We start from the raw sequence: 15,630 nt of genomic DNA on the forward strand, positions 1-15,630 counted from the left end.
CCTCGTGGACCACTTTTTCTCACAAGATTTCGTAATCGCGCCATTCGTTCACAGCAAAACTTCAGCTCCGAACGATCCCATTCATAAAATCGAATTTTAGTCATTCTCATTATATCATAAGAGTAGTCCATATAACAATGCTTTCATCTAAACTTATATTACGTTCAAAAAAAACAAGATACCTTCCCAGGTACCTTGTTATTCTTATGACTCTCCCTTATCTTCCAGTAAAACATAGTCATTATCTAAAATGTATTGTGGGAAATCATAAAGTTTTCGTGGTTCTAAAAAGAGCACTGTTTGGTTACTCAGTTCAATATACTCTAACAACTTCTCTACTTCACCTTTCGACAAATAAGCACCGCTATTAACCAAAACTAACAATTTCTTTTTGCTAAGATATTGATAAATTTGAAGAATTTCAAAACATTTTTTAAAGATGGTGTCACTTCGTGTTTCAATTTTAATACCAAGATCTTTGATGAGTTCTAAAATCGTAATGTCATCGCATTCCAGATCCAACTCATTTTCTAAGCATTCATAGGATATTAGTTCTGTAATCTTAGCTGCCAGATTTTCAATCTGAGTCTTAATTTCTGGTTTATCATTCAATTGCCCCTCCAAATCAGCGTATATCAGCTTCAAAACAGCAGGAGAGTTGATTTCAAAACCTAAAATATCAGTAATCAGCAGGATTTCTGTCATCTTTAAAGAAACCATTTTCTCTGTGAAAAACTTTAAATCACTCGCTTCAGAATAGCTATAACATTGTTTAACGATATTAGCATAAACAGTAACATCTTCAATAGCCAGAATTGTCGCGTTTTCAAGTGGTAGCGGTGTATCTAATAGTGGAAAATTAATCTTGATCACTATAATCCTCTCCAAGAAATACAAGACGTCTATCAGAATTGGCAATGCTGGTATTTTGCTCACCATTCAAATAAATCATACGAGCAAACTGTTTTTCAGTCACTGTCAAAAGTGTGATGCTTCCTTTTTTAGGATTATTGGCTTGAAGTCTATCAATCATCGCTTTATTGGCAGAATTATTTAATAACAATTTGCTATAAACTGAAAATTGGTGCATGATAAAGCCTTCACTCAATAAAAATTTTCGAAATTGACGATAGGCTTTTCGTTCTTCTGCTGTTTCGGTTGGCATATCAAACATTAAAATCATTCGCATATATCGATAACTCATATCCTAAATTCAGGAACTCCTTTCCCACCATGATTTAGAGCTTTAACCACTTTCTTCGTATAATCACTAACGATATTGTTTAGGAACATTTCTTTATGGTTATAAGAATAGGTTTCATCAAACATCGTAAACAATTCGCGTTTAATCTTAACAAAGGAAGCGTTACGATTTTCATACACAATTCTATCAACAATTGGACGGAATGACTCCATGATATCACTAGCCAGATTAAACTGGTTGAATTGGTTAGCATGTTTTAAGCCGAATTGCGTCATACAACCACAAACAACTAATTCACGCGCAAACATACTCAACAACAAAGTATACCCATAGTCTAACCCAGCATTAATATCATTATCCTGATCACGCGAGAAATCATTTCCAAACAAGGTATTAAAATAAATTCTTGCAGAATGTCCCTCACGATTACTGGGATCAAAAGGCTCTAAGCCGTGATATAACTCCATAATAGATTGGGATTTTTCAAAGAAAGAACATTTACCAAGATACATGCTTTGGTTTAATATTTTCTGGGCAATAATCGTTGTCCAAACATCACATTTGACATCATCGTCCCAAGCAATTTGATTTGTCAGCTGTAAACTAGAATCATGGCGTCCATAGTAAGGCGTCAGCATTGCAGTTGGCAAACGTTTTTCATCACAAAAAATAATTAAAATATTTCTCTCGACTAAGCGTTCAATCAACATCGTCGTCAATACAATATTCGTCGTTTCAAGCAACAGAATATCAATCTCTTCCAGATGAATCATTTCAGTATGATAAGCATCTTTAAAAATCAAATGATTATTCTTATACGACAATTTAGAATGCTCATTAACAATAACCGTACGCCATCCCATTACTCTTCTCCTAATTTACTCAAATCAATACGTGTTTCATAAAGACCAGTGATAGATTGGTGGATAAGGGTGGCATTCAGACATTCTTTTGTTGAGGTATAGCGTTTACGTGGAATTTTTTCACCAAGGAAATTGAAATCAGCCGGCGCACCTAATGCAGTCAGTGTTAATAAATTAATAAATGAATTTGAAATTTCCTCAATTGAGAAGTTATCCATACTATCTGCAACTGCTCTAATTTTACTTAAATTTTTTTCAACATCAACATATAAGTTAGCAAAGTCTTCCACACAAGATAAAACTTTTTCAAATTCTTTTTTATGCTCACTAACATATTTTAAATATTCAGTGCTATTAAAATTATCAGCTCGATGAGCATGATAAAGCAATTCTACTAAATATCCTGGAAGCACCATTTCATTCCCTTTTTGAAGTTCTGAAGCACTAGCTAACAAGCGTCTTCTTCCACCTTCAAATTCAAAAAGACTATATTTTGGAAGTTTTATTAATTTATCTTCTCGAATATTGTGATATCCTTTATTTTCTAAGAATTCAACTGGATTTTCTTCAAAGAAAGAACGTTCCATGATAGAAATACCAACTAGCTCTTTTACAGTTTTCAATTTCTTAGCTTTACCTTTTTCGACGTCAGCTACAACAAAAACAGAATAAGCTACTGTTGGACTATCAAAACCACCATATTTTTTAGTATCCCAATAAACTTTTTTTGTCTTTCGTGGAATTAATTTATCAGAGTCACCTTTAGGTAAAATTGATTCTTTTGAGAATCCTCCCGTCTGAGTTTCAACCTTTTTAACAATATTGACTTGTGGGTAGGATAAAACTTTTCGAACTTTTTCAAAGTCAATTTGCTTATTCCAAGCAATTTCACCGTCAGCATTTGTCTCGATAATAGGTCGCTCAAAGACAGTACCATCCGCATATTTAACCTTAGTTTTAAAGAAATTCATTAAATTTGAATAGAAGAAATATTTCGCTGTTGCTTTATCGCTTGAATTAGTGATAAATTTACGAATATCATATTTCTTGTACTCACCATAAACAAATTCAGAAGCTAATTTAGGATATTTTTTCAATAATGCTGTTCCAACAACTGCATTAAGATAAGCATCATGAGCATGATGATAATCATTAATTTCGCGAACTTTATAAAATTTAAAATCTTTTCGGAATTGTGAAACCAGATTTGATTTCAAAGTGATGACTTTCACATCACGAATCACTTTGTCATTTTCATCACGTTCTGTATTAAAACGAGCATCTAAAATCTGTGCCACATGTTTTGTGATTTGACGTGTTTCAACCAATTGACGTTTAATAAATCCAGCCTTATCTGCTTCAGTCAATCCACCACGTTCGGCTTTCGTTAAATTATCAAATTTACGTTTAGAGATTAGTCTTGATTTATACAATCGAATCCATTCTGCCTTTCTAGCACGAACAATATCAAGACTTGGTACATCATCTGATTTACCTCGATTTTTAGCTGAACTTGTTAGTACTCTATTATCAATAGAGTCATCCTTAATAAAGGCTTGAGGAATAATGTGGTCAATATCATAATCGCTTAGATGGTCAATATCTAACTCATCACCAGTGTACATATCTTTACCATTTTGAATGTAGTAAAGGAAGAGTTTATCATTTTGAAGATGATTATTTTCAACTTTATCTTCAATATATGACGGTTTTTCCACATTAAGAATATTACTTCCTAACTCTTTTAATGAGTTCTGAAGTTTTTTCAAACGTTGTTGGGATTGGCTTCTTCCTCTATTAGTTGTTTGATTTTCACGCGCCATCTCAATAACAATATTATCAGGATTATGTCCCATCACTTTAACTAGCTCATCAACGATTTTGACACTTTGTAGAATACCTTTTTTGATAGCAGGGCTTCCAGGTAAATCATGAACAACAGCTTTAATATCATCGATATCACCAACAACTTGTGATTTTTGGATGATTTGTTTAAATGGTAATGTATCGTCGTTAATTAACTGCATAAAGTTACGATTAGCAGAACCATCATCAATCAGATAATCAAGAATAGTCTTATTATTTTCTTTATTACGAATACCGTTAATTAATTTATATGACAAACGACCCCAGCCAGTATAATGACGGCGTTCAAATTTCTTCAATTGTTGTGGCGAAAAGATATCACTATATTTTTGAAGGCGCTGCTGAATCATTTCTCTATCTTCAAACAAAGTCAACGTCTTGATAATATCTTCAATTATTTCTTCGTTTACTTTATCATCTAAGAAGGATTTATCTAGAATTTTTTTCAAATCATGATAAGTGCCAAGACTAGCATTAAATGATTTATTTTCCTTATCAAGTCCAATTAAATCTTTAATACGATATTCAGGAAATTCTTTATTAAGATAATTTAAAACTTTTTCTTTGGTAACTTTGCGATTTTCTTTAAAGACATGGTCAAAGATTTCTTGCTTCATATTTGAATCAAAGAAAGATTCTTTTCCTTGCTCATTAACATACTTAATTTTGGTTAATTCATTATAAACCGCATATGTTTCATATACATGACTGTGTTTTGGTAAAACTTTCTCCTCTGGTAAATACAAATCATTTGAAGTCATGCGCGTAATGAATTTTTCAGCTGATTTTTCTTTATCAATTACCTTATCGAAATTCCACGGTGTAATCTTCTCATCTAAATGATATTCTGCCCATGCAAATCGACTATCTTTTCGTGCTAACGGACCGACATAGTAAGGGATTCTAAAAGTCAAGATTTTTTCAATTCTATCTTGGTTCTCTTTTAAAAATGAATAATAATCACCTTGACGACGTAAGATTGCATGCATTTCCTGTAAATGAATTTGGTGCGGAATCGAACCATTATCAAATGTTCTTTGTTTTCTTAAAAAATCTTCACGTTCAATTTTATCTAGGAAATATTCACTTCCATCAATTTTTGAAAGAGTATTTTTTAAATATTTATAGAATTCATCCTGTTTAACACCATTTTCAATATAGCCCGCATAACCATTTTTGTTTTTATCTTTAAAAATATCGTGATACAACTCAGATTTATTTGCCTTAATGAATTCTTTTAGCTTTTCTAAGTCTTCATGATGTTCAACATAACGTTTAAGCATCGAAGCAGATAACGGAGCTTTAGTTGAATTATCATCAACAGTTAAGATACCTGAAAGTAAGATTGCATTATAAAGATTTTTAGCTGAAGTAAATAAATCTGCATAATCGTCTCCAATTTTCCCAAGTAACTCTTCTAAATCCTCTTCATAGGAATCTTTAGAAAATTGTAACTTAGCATCTTCAGATAATTTGAAATTCATTTTAAAATTAGGCTGTAATCCTAAAGCCAAAGCAATAAGATTTCCAAATAAAGTATTTTTCTTTTCTGTTGTGTAGTATTTAATAAGATTCTCTAAACGACGTGATTTGCTAATTTTTTCTGTCAAAATACTTGCAGCATCAACCGTAATTTCTGATAAATGACTATCATCAAATATTCTATCATACACTCCTACGAAATCAGTGAATAGTTTTTGAACATCTGTATTTTCAGCGCTCAATTCACCCTCAATTAAGAAATGTCCACGGAATTTAATCATGTGCGCTAAAGCTAGATAAACCAAGCGTAAATCTGCTTTTTCAGTGGAATCTGCAAGATATTTTCTTAAATGGTAAATTGTAGGGAATTTCTGATGATAGACATCTTCTTCTGCTTTATTGCCAAAGATTGGATGTGCATCAAAATTTTTATCATCATCTTTCAAAAACGACTCATCTAAACGTTGAAAGAAACTATCATCAACTTTAGTCATTTCTTCCGCAAAAATTTCTTGTAGGTAACGCAAACGATTTTTACGACGCGTATAACGACGTCGAGCTGTACGTTTCAAACGAGTCGCTTCAGCTGTTTCGCCACTGTCAAATAACAATGCACCTAATAAGTTTTTCTTGATATACTTTTTATCAGTATTTCCAAAAACCTTCATCTTTTTAGCTGGAACTTTATAATCATCTGTGATAACAGCCCACCCGACACTATTTGTACCGATATCAAGCCCAATTGAATAAGATTTCATCATTTTCTCCTTTTTTAATTAAAATACTTGCAATTTTAACCTTAAAATAATAAAATAGAATTGTTGGAACTATTCGAAACAACACAGTGAGTTAAAATAAGGCTAGTCCGTATCCAAGTATGTCACCCGATTCGGGTGCTTTTTTTATTTTCTAATTGAGAATAAAAAATTATACTTCTATTTTACTTTTCTTTATTTCAAAAAACAAGCGTTTTCATACGCTTGTTTTCTAATTTTTTCATCATTAACTCACGAGCCAGCCCCAGAAAAAGGGGAGACAAAAGGCGATTACGCCACAGATAACAAAGAGGGCTTTTAGCCACTTTTGGGGAATATTGGTAGATTTGACCCAAAAGGTGATGGCAAAGAGCCAAGAACAGGCAAATAAAAACCAGTAATACCAGGCAAGAGACATTATTAGTCCTCCTTTCTAGCCTTTAGCCTTTGTGTAAATTGACGGCGGGAAATCAATAACAAACCAAGCATTAATACTTCATAGGCCACAAAGAAAAGAATAAAGCAATGCAAAAAAAAGGTTTCTGGTAAGACCCAAATAATAGGGTCTGTGGCTGGGTTAAAGAGCCAAGTAGAATCACCAGGAAAAAGCACTTCGTGAAATAGCGTAAAAAATTGTTCAAAACCAATTAAGACGCCTGCTACTGCAATTAACACTGGTAAAAAGGCTGCCCAAACAAATGCTCTTTGGTGGAGAAAAAGGGTTTTATTAACGATGCCATTTTTCAAAAAACACCAAGATAGGTAAAGTAGCACGACAAAGAGCGCTTGTGTTAAGTGAAAGAGGTGTTTCACATCTTGAAAATGCTTGAGCCCTGCCGCAGAAGAAGGAAAATCAGGCATAGACAAGGTGTGTGAAAAAGGCGAGGTGAGATAGGTCATCAACACGTTAAAGTTATCAAGCAAATCTGCTTTGGGAAAGGTCACTTGCAAGGTGAGATGCAACCAATCAACCTCAAATGGGTAAAGCAACCAAGCACCGTAAATCGTGATTAAAATAGCCACAGATAAAAGCCAAAGCCATGTGGCAAAGGTCCAAATCTTATTTTTCATCGAAAGTCCATTCGTCTAAGCTTGAGAGAACGTGGTCAGGTTGAATTGGCAAGGTTGGCACTTCTTCTGGTTTGGTAAAGCCAGTTGTCACCAATAGAGTTGCAATATCATTTTTGATACCTGCCATGATGTCTGTCAAATAGTTATCACCCACCATAATGGCTTGGTCGCGCTTCACATTTAAAACGTCTAGGGCTTTGTTCATGATAATGGCATTTGGTTTGCCAATGAAAATCGGTTTGACGCGTGTTGCAATTTCCAAGAATTTGCTAATAGACCCCGCACCTGGCATCAAGCCACGCTCTGTTGGGATATTTAAATCAGGGTTGGTCCCAATAAATAAGGCACCTTTTTGGATGGCTAGGGTGGCTACTGCCAGCATTTCATAGGTTAATTGTGTGTCCAACCCAACCACAACATAGGCAGGATTTTCAGTATCTTCAACGTAGCCAGCTTCTGCAATGGCTGTTTTTAAGCCCGTTTCACCAATGACGTACGCTGTTTTGCCACGCTTCATGTCATTCATGTAATCAACCGTTGCCATGGTCGCTGTATAAATGGTTTCAAGCGGCGTTTGAACGTTAAATTGCTTGGCTAACATTTCTTGCACCGCTTCAGGTGTGCGTGTGGTATTATTGGTCACCAAAACATAAGGAATATGTCTTTCTTGCAGGCGTTGAATAAACCGTTCCCCTGCAGGAATACGTTCCTTTCCCTTGTAAATCGTTCCGTCTAAGTCAATCAGGTATCCTTTATAAGTCACATTATTCTCCTTTTTTATCTGTATTGTTAAAGTTTACAATCTGCTTTCTTCGATGCTTCGCCATTCGATGCAAGCTTGAGCATGAACAGTTCCTTGGGTCACAATTTCGTGTTTAGTCGACAAATCCTTTTGTTCCACGCGCGAAATGATATCATGACCATAGTGAATTTCTTTAACGTATTTGAGGTGGATATTGCGAGGAACGTGGTGTTGCAAAAATTCAAAATCCAATCCCTCATACATCCACGCCAAATACTTGCTGTTATTGACATGACCGTTCAAATCAAGGTCAAAGAAACGCACATGATACAAGGTTTCTTCTGGATTTTCCAAATCCTCGTACTTAGGACCGCGGTAAATTTTCTTGATTTTTTCAACTTGATAAGGAGCTACCAAATCATCAATCACAAAATGCACCTTGCGGGTTTCATAATCCATCAAAACAAAGGTCGAATGAATAGTGATGATTTTTGCCCCTGTGGCATCGTAAACGTAAAAATCACGGTAACAAAAGAGTTTGTTGTAAGACGTTGGCACGGTTTCAACGGTGATGGTTTCTGCGTATTTGGGCAAACGCTCAATTTCAATCGCATAGTCCGTCACAATCCAAACTAACTGATACTTTTCATAAATAAACTCATTACTGATGCCTAATGCCATCGATTGATTACCAGACACTTGTAAGACCAAGGACAATAGTTCTGGCAATTTCATGTTGAAATTGATATCACTTTCATAAAAAGGAACCGTATATTTTTCTTGATAATGACAACCCATAATACTACCTACTATATGATAAATTTTTCTGCGACAGTATCGCCTAAGAAAAGACCTTTTTTCGTCATGCGAATCATCTCGTCATCTGGCACCAAAAGACCTTGTTGACGCAATTCAGCAACCACTTGACCATAACGCTCCTCAAAGGAAATCCCAAAACGTTCTTCAAATTTGGCAATGGAAACGCCTGATTTCTTACGTAAACCTAGAAACAGCTCTTCTTCCATCATTTCCTCTTTGGTCAGAACTTCTTCTGACAATCTTGCATTACCTTCTGAAACAGCCTTCAAATAATGTTGAATAGGCCCCTGGTTACGGTAACGCACCCCAGCAATATAACCAGACGCCCCAGCACCAACACCATAATATTCCGCATTGTCCCAATACATGAGATTATGTCGACTTTCAAAACCAGGCTTGGTAAAATTGGAAATTTCATAATGCTCAAAGCCATTTTTCTCAAGTTCTGTAATGATGTAGTCAAACATCTCCGCCTCAAGGTCTTCTTGAGGCAGATTAAGCTTACCACGGCGCATTTTATTCATGAAAACCGTGTGGTGTTCCAATATCAAACTGTACAAACTGAGGTGGGGAATATCTAGCGCTAAAGCCTTGGCAACATTTTCCTTAACATCAGACATGGTCTGACCTGGCAAGGCATAAATCAAGTCAATCGAAATGTTATCAAATCCAGCTTCTTTTAAACTGGCAATGGTGTCATAAATCTGAGCTTCATTGTGGCTGCGACCTATTTGTTTCAATTGCTTGTCGTTAAAGGTCTGCACCCCCAAAGACACACGATTGACAGCTGATTGTTTGAGTACCTCAATTTTGTCCTCAGTCAAATCACCTGGATTGGCTTCAATGGTGAATTCTTCCAAGACACTTAAATCCAAATTTTTAGTAAGATTTGTCAGCAAATAATCCAATTGCTGAGCAGTGATGGCAGTAGGCGTCCCACCACCGATATACAAGGTACGCAGTTGTTTAATATCGTAACGCTCAAATTCACGAATAAGAGCCTGCAAATACGCATCGACAGGCTGATTTTTGATAAACACTTTTGAAAAATCACAATAATAACAAATCTGAGTACAAAAAGGAATATGAACATAAGCTGATGTTGTTTTTTTTAGCATGACGTTATTATAACATTTTTAAAAAAACTTAACCAATTTTCCAAAGAAAAAAAGAAGCAAGGTATCAAAATGCCTCACTTCTCTATGCTTGATATTTAGTCTAATCCGATTTCATCTCTCACAACGGCTGCGATGGTATCAACATAGAAGTCAACTTCCTCATCCGTAGGCGCTTCAGCCATGATACGCAAGAGCGGTTCTGTTCCACTTGGACGAACCAAGATACGACCGTTGCCGTCCATTTTTTCTTCCATTTGGCTGATAATACCAGCGATAGCAGGCATTTCCATTGCCTTGCTCTTCATGCTGTTTTCCACACGAATATTAACCAATTTTTGAGGGTAGATCGTCACTTCTGCAGCCAATTCAGAGAGTTTTTTACCTGTTTTCTTAATGACTTTTGTCAATTGAATAGCTGTCAATTGACCGTCACCAGTAGTGTTGTAGTCCATGATGATAACGTGACCAGATTGTTCACCACCTAAGTTGTAGCCTGATTTTTTCATTTCTTCTACAACATAGCGGTCACCTACGGCTGTAATGGCCTTGTGAATACCTTCACGGTCAAGTGCTTTGTGGAAACCAAGATTTGACATAACGGTCGTAACAATTGTATTATGCGCTAGTTTACCTTGTTCTGATAGGTATTTTCCGATGATATACATAATCTTGTCACCGTCAACGATATCACCGTTTTCATCAACAGCAATAAGGCGGTCACTGTCACCGTCAAAGGCCAAACCAACGTCAGCACCTGATGTTTTAACCAATTCTTGCAATTGTTCTGGATGGGTTGAACCAACACCAGCATTGATGTTAAGACCGTCTGGATTTTCACCAATAACCGTAATGTCAGCATCCAAATCTAAGAAAACATCTCGAGCAGACACAGAAGCTGCACCGTTAGCTGTATCCAAGGCAACCTTCATGCCTTCAAGACTAGTACCTGTTGAAACGAGGAATTTTTCGTATTTGCGAAGTCCTTCAGGGTAATCAACCAAAGTCCCCAAACCTTCTGCAGATGGGCGTGGAAGCGTGTCTTCTGCCGCATCCAACAAAGCTTCAATTTCTTCTTCTTGGTCATCGGCTAATTTAAATCCATCGCCACCGAAGAATTTGATGCCATTGTCCAAAGCTGGGTTGTGACTAGCTGAAATCATAACACCTGCGCTAGCTTTTTCAGTACGAACAAGATAAGAAACCCCAGGAGTTGCCAAAACGCCTAATTTGTAAACCTCAATCCCCACAGAAAGTAAGCCAGCAATCAAAGCTGATTCTAACATTTCCCCAGAAATACGCGTATCGCGTGCTACAAACACTCTAGGACGCTCTGTTTCGTGTTGACTTAAAACGTAACCACCAAAACGCCCAAGTTTAAAGGCTAATTCCGGTGTTAACTCAACATTTGCTTCTCCACGAACGCCATCTGTTCCAAAATATTTTCCCATTATTCTTTAGCGAAAATTCGCTCCTCCATTTTACTTCATTCATTTCCAAGAATGGGTAACAAGGCATTACCCATCGCTATATCTTTGCTATTATCTATTATTTTTTAGTCACTGTCAACTGAATAGTCACAACAGACGGGATAACGGTCACATCATCCGCCGATAGATTGACACTAACATTGGTATCCTTGGTGATATTAGAAATATCTACCGTCGCTACGACTTCATTTACCGCATTCAAGGCCTCTTGACTTCCTGAAATTGTCACTTGCGTTTGGCTTGGTTTATAAGCAATGTCAGATAAACTGCTGTTCATCTCACCCGTTGTCCGAACCGTTAATGGCACTGACTTGGTTAATTTTTTAACCGTGACATCCAATTTTGCCTTTGAAGGATTGATGGCACTGGCTAAGATAGTTCCATCTGCTGCCACAGCTTGCAAGGCAACACGACCACTATAATCACTATCTAAGACCTCAGATTCTGGCAATTTAGCTACCACATGGTCAATTTGATTGATGATGCTCTCATCGCTGGTCACTTCTACTTCTGAAAGGTCTGTTGACACTTTCTTCAATTCGTAACCTGATGCGATTTGGTTGCTGTCCACTTCTCCTTTAACGGCAAATGTTTTTGTTTTTTTCTTTCCAATGGTTACTGAAATATGGCTGGGTGAAGCCGTTGCTGTTACCCCTGTTGGTAAATTAGTGACTTTCAAAGGAACGGTTTGGGTTCCTTCTCCATATTTTGTCAAATTAGCCACGACCTTGAAGCTTCTCGTATCGCTATTGATTTCCGAATCTAATTTCACTCGATTGATAGACGTCAAGTACACTTCTGTTTCATAAGAATAACCGCTGATAAAGTATTTATCACTGTCATACTTAATATCAATAGGAACATTGGTTAAGGTGTGGGTGTAGGTTTCGGTTGCTCCAGACACCTGCGAACCAGTCCTGTTGTAATTACTAGACATTGCTGTCAAAAACAGCAAAATCGCAAATATTATTGATACAACAACCAACCAAACTTGACTATTGAAAAATCGCCTCATTTATCCCCTCCTCCAAATTTTATGGTACCAAGGTTCCTCGGTTTTTTGCTCTGTAATCAATTGTTCTCTCAGAATCGCCTCAAATTCTTCCTTGCTCAAATCATGCAAGAATTCTCCTTTGGATGTGATAGAAATACCACCTGTTTCTTCTGAAACCACTATGGTCAAGGCATCTGAGTTTTCTGACAGACCAATGGCCGCACGGTGACGCGTTCCAAATTCCTTTGAAATGGCCATAGATTCTGACAAAGGCAAATAAGAACAAGCCGTCGCAATTTTATTACCTCTGATAATTACAGCACCGTCATGAAGAGGCGTGTTGGGAATAAAAATGTTAATTAGCAATTGATTGGAAATATCCGCGTTCAAGGGAATCCCTGTCGAAATGTATTCTTGCAAGGTCTGTGTCCGCTCTATCGCAATCAAGGCACCAATTTTACGCGGGCTCATGTAGGCCACTGATTTTAGCAAGGCTTTAACCAATTTTTCCTCGTCACTGGCTTGCTGGGTTTGCATGAAAACCTGTGTGGTTCGTCCAAATTTCTCCAGCCCTGTCCGAATTTCTGGGGCAAAAATCACAACCCCTGCAATGACACCGTAGGTAATGACTTGATTCATCAGATAGGTAATCGTTGTAAAACCAATCCACTCAGCGACAAATTTTAATAAAATAAATAACACGACCCCTTGTATGAGGGACATGATTTTCGTCCCCGCTAAGGCTCGTATTAATCGGTAAATAAAATAAGCCACAATTAAAATGTCTAAAAGATGAACAACAATCTCCCATGGATTTTCAAATAAGGTTGCCCAAAATTTAGCATCAATAAGGGTTAAATTTCTCATACAAGCATCTCTTTCATCTAACTCACTAAAGTTTCCACTACATTATACCACGTTTTCAAAAGATTTTCTTTATTATAATATATCTTTTTATGGTACAATAACCTTATGAAATTAAACACACTTATGGGACTAACGGCTGGGAAGTCTGCTCATTTTGTTTTGTCTAAAATGGGACGTGGCTCGACCTTGCCAGGAAAAATCGCCCTCACATTCGATAAAGATATTCTAGATACCATTGCTAAAGACTATGAAATTGTTGTGGTGACAGGGACAAATGGTAAAACCCTGACAACTGCTCTGACAGTCGGTATTTTGAAAGAAGCCTTTGGCGAAATTGTCACCAATCCAAGCGGTGCCAATATGATTACAGGTATTACGTCAACTTTCCTGACAGCAAAAAGAGCCAAATCAGGCAAGAAAATTGCGGTGCTTGAAATTGACGAAGCTAGTTTGCCAAAAATCACAAAATACATCACACCAAACCTTTTTGTGTTCACTAATATTTTCCGTGACCAAATGGACCGCTACGGTGAGATTTACACCACCTACCAAATGATTTTGGACGGGGCAGCCAAGGCACCAAAAGCGACGATTCTAGCCAATGGAGATAGCCCTCTGTTCCATTCCACTAAGGTGGTTAATCCTGTCAAATATTATGGCTTTGATACGGAAAAACACGCTCCAAAACTGGCTCACTACAATACCGAAGGTATTCTTTGCCCACATTGCCAACACATTTTGAAATACAAACTCAACACCTATGCCAACTTAGGAGATTATGTGTGTGAACATTGTGGTTTCCATCGTCCAAAATTGGACTATGCCTTGACTGAATTGACAAAGATTACCAATACCACTTCAGAATTTGTCATTGATAACCAATCCTACAAGATTAACGTAGGAGGTCTTTATAACATTTACAATGCCCTCGCGGCAGTATCAGTTGCTGAATTTTTCGGTGTTGCTCCTGAGCAAATCAAAGCTGGTTTTGACAAGAGTCGTGCCGTCTTTGGCCGTCAAGAAACCTTCAAAATCGGTGACAAATCATGTACCTTGGTTCTGATTAAAAACCCTGTTGGTGCTAGTCAAGCACTGGATATGATTAAATTAGCACCTTATCCTTTCACTTTGTCAGTCTTGCTCAACGCTAACTATGCAGATGGTATTGACACCAGTTGGATTTGGGATGCTAATTTTGAGGCTATTTTAGACATGGACATTCCTCAACTATTTGCTGGTGGGGTTCGTCATTCTGAAATTGCCCGCCGCCTTCGCGTGACAGGCTACGATGACACCAAAATCACCGAAGCTGAAAGTTTAGAAGATATTATGACATTGATTGAATCACAACCAACCGAGCACGCTTATATTCTCGCTACTTACACGGCTATGCTGCAATTCCGCGAGATTTTAGCCAATCGTCATGCTGTTGGAAAGGAGATGAACTAAGATGACTTACACTTCACTCCAATCACCTGACACCAAAGATTACACTTACGAGCTAAATGTTGCCCATCTTTACGGCAATCTTATGAATACTTACGGTGACAATGGTAATATTCTCATGATGAAATACGTTGGTGAGAAACTCGGTGCCAAAATGACCTTTGATATTGTGTCTTTGGGCGACGATTTTGACGCTGATTACTATGACATGGCCTTTTTTGGTGGTGGTCAAGATTACGAACAATCTATTGTTGCCAAAGACCTACCAAGTAAAAAAGAAGCTATCGCCAACTTCATCAACCAAGACAAAGTTATCCTAGCTATTTGCGGCGGCTTCCAACTTCTTGGACAATATTATGTGCAAGCCAATGGCGAAAAAATCAACGGCATTGGCGTCATGGGACACTACACCCTCAACCAAGACAACAACCGTTTCATCGGAGATATCAAAATTTACAATGATGAATTCAAAGAAACCTATTACGGTTTTGAAAATCATCAAGGACGTACCTTCTTATCAGACGACGAAAAACCGCTAGGCACTTGCGTTTACGGAAATGGGAATAATAACGAAGATGGCACAGAAGGTGTTCATTACAAAAATGTGTATGGCAGTTATTTCCACGGCCCTATCTTATCACGCAATGCCAACCTAGCCTATCGACTTGTTACTACCGCCCTAAAAAATAAATACGGAGCCGATATTCAACTACCAAGCTACGACGCTATTCTCTCAAAAGAAGTCGCTGAAGAATATGCCGATACCAAAAGCAAAGCTGAATTCGACAAATAATACCAAAAAGATTGCATCTGCAATCTTTGGCTCTATAATTTCTGTAGTGGGTAAATCCACCATGGAAATTATGGAGCCTTTTTGAGTATATACAAAAAGTCCCATATGACCTATAATGAAAAG

Annotated in this window: 13 protein-coding genes; 2 read left to right on the forward strand and 11 right to left on the reverse strand. The window is 37.1% G+C overall.

Annotated elements, in window-relative coordinates; genetic code table 11:
- Positions 1-204: 204 nt before the first annotated feature.
- From csn2 to cdaA, 11 genes are all read right to left on the reverse strand, one after another.
- Positions 205-873 carry a type II-A CRISPR-associated protein Csn2 gene (gene csn2 / locus B3473_RS01250; RefSeq protein WP_235300413.1) on the reverse strand — a complete coding sequence of 223 codons (669 nt, stop codon included), beginning with the start codon at positions 871-873 and terminating at the stop codon, positions 205-207.
- Positions 860-1,204: a CRISPR-associated endonuclease Cas2 gene (cas2, locus tag B3473_RS01255; protein WP_154455369.1), complete on the reverse strand. Its 345-nt coding sequence runs from the start codon at positions 1,202-1,204 to the stop codon at positions 860-862. The genes csn2 and cas2 overlap by 14 nt, the downstream gene beginning before the upstream one ends.
- Positions 1,201-2,067 carry a type II CRISPR-associated endonuclease Cas1 gene (cas1, locus tag B3473_RS01260; protein WP_293651008.1) on the reverse strand — a complete coding sequence of 289 codons (867 nt, stop codon included), beginning with the start codon at positions 2,065-2,067 and terminating at the stop codon, positions 1,201-1,203. The genes cas2 and cas1 overlap by 4 nt, the downstream gene beginning before the upstream one ends.
- Positions 2,067-6,176, reverse strand: a complete 4,110-nt coding sequence (cas9, locus tag B3473_RS01265) for a type II CRISPR RNA-guided endonuclease Cas9 (RefSeq protein WP_154455371.1) — start codon at positions 6,174-6,176, stop codon at positions 2,067-2,069. Before cas9 ends, cas1 begins: the two co-directional genes overlap by 1 nt.
- A 414-nt stretch (positions 6,177-6,590) precedes the next feature.
- Complete coding sequence (locus B3473_RS01270) at positions 6,591-7,241, reverse strand: TIGR01906 family membrane protein (protein ID WP_154455373.1); 651 nt, start codon at positions 7,239-7,241, stop codon at positions 6,591-6,593.
- The gene (locus B3473_RS01275) at positions 7,231-8,004 is read right to left on the reverse strand and encodes a TIGR01457 family HAD-type hydrolase (RefSeq protein ID WP_167829320.1); all 774 of its coding nucleotides are present in this window, start codon (positions 8,002-8,004) and stop codon (positions 7,231-7,233) included. The genes B3473_RS01270 and B3473_RS01275 overlap by 11 nt, the downstream gene beginning before the upstream one ends.
- A gap of 33 nt (positions 8,005-8,037) precedes the next feature.
- Entirely contained in the window at positions 8,038-8,781 is a 744-nt protein-coding gene (locus B3473_RS01280) for an acyl-ACP thioesterase domain-containing protein (protein WP_235281040.1), read from the reverse strand.
- A gap of 11 nt (positions 8,782-8,792) precedes the next feature.
- Complete coding sequence (gene hemW / locus B3473_RS01285) at positions 8,793-9,920, reverse strand: radical SAM family heme chaperone HemW (RefSeq protein WP_154455375.1); 1,128 nt, start codon at positions 9,918-9,920, stop codon at positions 8,793-8,795.
- A 95-nt stretch (positions 9,921-10,015) separates the two neighbouring features.
- Positions 10,016-11,368 (reverse strand): phosphoglucosamine mutase, encoded by a 1,353-nt coding sequence (glmM, locus tag B3473_RS01290; protein WP_154455376.1) that lies wholly within the window; start codon positions 11,366-11,368, stop codon positions 10,016-10,018.
- Positions 11,369-11,465: 97 nt separating this feature from the next.
- Positions 11,466-12,422, reverse strand: coding sequence for a CdaR family protein (locus B3473_RS01295; RefSeq protein ID WP_154455377.1), 957 nt, complete (start codon positions 12,420-12,422; stop codon positions 11,466-11,468).
- Entirely contained in the window at positions 12,423-13,268 is an 846-nt protein-coding gene (gene cdaA, locus B3473_RS01300; RefSeq protein ID WP_154455378.1) for a diadenylate cyclase CdaA, read from the reverse strand. It abuts the gene before it with no gap.
- Positions 13,269-13,373: 105 nt separating this feature from the next.
- On the opposite strand from cdaA, the gene murT reads away from it, so the two are divergent.
- Together murT and gatD are read left to right on the forward strand one after the other, a co-directional pair.
- A complete protein-coding gene (murT, locus tag B3473_RS01305; protein WP_154455379.1) occupies positions 13,374-14,717 on the forward strand; it encodes a lipid II isoglutaminyl synthase subunit MurT in 1,344 nt (447 codons plus the stop codon).
- A gap of 1 nt (position 14,718) precedes the next feature.
- Entirely contained in the window at positions 14,719-15,507 is a 789-nt protein-coding gene (gene gatD / locus B3473_RS01310; RefSeq protein ID WP_154455380.1) for a lipid II isoglutaminyl synthase subunit GatD, read from the forward strand.
- The last annotated feature ends 123 nt before the right edge of the window (positions 15,508-15,630 follow it).

The organism is Streptococcus sp. UBA632 (assembly GCF_002300045.1).
Taxonomy (GTDB): domain Bacteria; phylum Bacillota; class Bacilli; order Lactobacillales; family Streptococcaceae; genus Streptococcus; species Streptococcus alactolyticus.